Raw genomic sequence first — 1,868 nt, 5'->3', positions numbered from 1 at the left:
TTGTTCATGGTCGTGGTCCTTTGTCTGTTGTGGTCTGAAGCGTGCAATCCGTCGCCGGAGCTGCGTTGGAGTTCATGACCTGTTGGCTGAGGGTCTTGAGGGGAGTACGGGCGGGCTTGAGAAAAAGTTTCACAGCATTTCCGTCCGCCCTTGGATTTCAGTCCGGATGAGATGAAGCCGGCGGGGAGGATGGGGGCTGGGAGCAGCCGGCTTCATCCTTGTGTCCTGAACTTAGCGGTTGAACTGAAGCTCGGTGTAGCCCTTGTCGCCGTTGTCGGCCGCAGCGGAGCGGTCGAACGAGGCGGTGGCGGTGTAGTCGATGCCGCCCTGTTCAGCCGCATATTCTTCAGCGGCCGGGCCGTGCACCGGAGCGTTGAGTTCGACATAGTCGTTGGGCGACTGTGCGAATGCGCCTGTGGAAGCTGCGAGAGTGAGGCCGAGTGCGATGATGATCTTGTTCATGGTATTTGTCCTTTGATGAAGCTGGTTCCGGTGCTGAACGTGCAGGCAACTGGTAGGTTCCGGTGCCGCACTGTTCACCCCGGTCGGGTGGGGCGGGCGTTGGATGAAACCGGCTGGAGGTGCCCGGCTTCATCCTGCCGGCTTGGGATTAGCGGTTGAACTGAAGCTCGGTGTAGCCCTTGTCGCCGTTGTCGGCCGCAGCGGAGCGGTCGAACGAGGCGGTGGCGGTGTAGTCGATGCCGCCCTGTTCGGCCGCATATTCTTCAGCGGCCGGGCCGTGCACCGGAGCGTTGAGTTCGACATAGTCGTTGGGCGACTGTGCGAATGCGCCGGTGGAGGCTGCGAGAGTGAGGCCGAGTGCGATGATGATCTTGTTCATTGTGGTAGTCCTTTAGGTGTTGTTGCGGTTCGTTCTTCGATGTGTCCTGAACGATCCGGCCCTACGATCCTGTGTCGTTCAGGCCGCGCCGTCCGATGAGCTAGAAATAGGCCTGCTGCGGATGACTTGCGAGCCACAGGCGTGTGAACACTGCGTGCCAGTTGCGTGATCTCCGGCTTTTTTGCTTTTCGATGAAACTTATTAAGTTCAAATATATCAATATTTTATCTCGTTGCCGCAAGGTGTGGAGACTGGGCGCCGTCAACCGTAGCGGTAATGCACCGTTCACAATCTGTTGTGTTCTGGAGGAGCTGAATCCCGCGTTTCCGGGGTTCTCGCGCTTTAAAAAAAACGGCCGTTGACGCGAAATCCGCAGCGCCATCCTCCTGCATGGCCGCATTTTCACGCTCGCTCACAAGACACGTGATCAGCCCTGACCTCCCGTGACTGAACTTGGACGCAACTAGAGGGCTTTCAGCGGTCTCACCCAGCCTGCCTGGCCCGAACAAGGTCCCGTGCCCGACGCCTCGTACACAACGCCGGAGATGCACATCTGCAATCGCAAGCAGGAAAATCTCTTCGCGCAAGCTTGTCACCGACAGACTGGGCGATCGCGACCGGCCATGCTGTCGGTGAGAGATGAAACCGGGAGATCCTCTCGTCATCTCGCGGGTACGGCAGCTGACCTCAGCTTGCGGAACCGAACTGCCCGCACCGGCGGTCTGCTCCAGCGCTTCAACTGCAGCCTGGTGATTCGGGCGTTGCTCGGGACAAGCCCGGACCGGTCGCAGCCAGGATCCGTCTTGATCGAACCGATCACTGCCAGGATGCCGTGCCATCAGCAGCTGCGAGCCGGCGAAAAGCTTGGCTTTAAGGCCAGAAGGGCCAAGCTGCATCTGTTCGACGCCGGCGGCAACAGCTACCGCTTCACTCATCCGGCCAGCTGAACGCGAAAAACCCCGACCTTGCGGCCGGGGTTTTGGCAGAGCGCCAGGAAAGGCGCGTCTTAGGCGGGGAAACCGGTAGG

3 protein-coding genes are annotated in these 1,868 nt (G+C 59.7%); 1 reads left to right on the top strand and 2 read right to left on the bottom strand.

Annotated features, from left to right (window positions below):
• Window positions 1-231: 231 nt before the first annotated feature.
• Window positions 232-462: a hypothetical protein gene (locus CRO46_RS19745; protein ID WP_097109028.1), complete on the bottom strand. Its 231-nt coding sequence runs from the start codon at window positions 460-462 to the stop codon at window positions 232-234.
• 148 nt (window positions 463-610) lie between these two features.
• Window positions 611-841: a hypothetical protein gene (locus CRO46_RS19740; protein ID WP_097109028.1), complete on the bottom strand. Its 231-nt coding sequence runs from the start codon at window positions 839-841 to the stop codon at window positions 611-613.
• Window positions 842-1,644: 803 nt separating this feature from the next.
• Between CRO46_RS19740 and CRO46_RS20045 the strand changes: the two genes are divergently transcribed.
• Complete coding sequence (locus tag CRO46_RS20045) at window positions 1,645-1,788, top strand: hypothetical protein (protein WP_179759137.1); 144 nt, start codon at window positions 1,645-1,647, stop codon at window positions 1,786-1,788.
• Window positions 1,789-1,868 lie beyond the last annotated feature (80 nt).

Source organism: Parahoeflea halophila (genome assembly GCF_900220985.1).
In the GTDB taxonomy this organism is placed as follows: domain Bacteria; phylum Pseudomonadota; class Alphaproteobacteria; order Rhizobiales; family Rhizobiaceae; genus Hoeflea; species Hoeflea halophila.
Note: the sequence above shows the minus strand (reverse complement) of the source record. Positions and strands in the feature narration are given on the sequence as shown.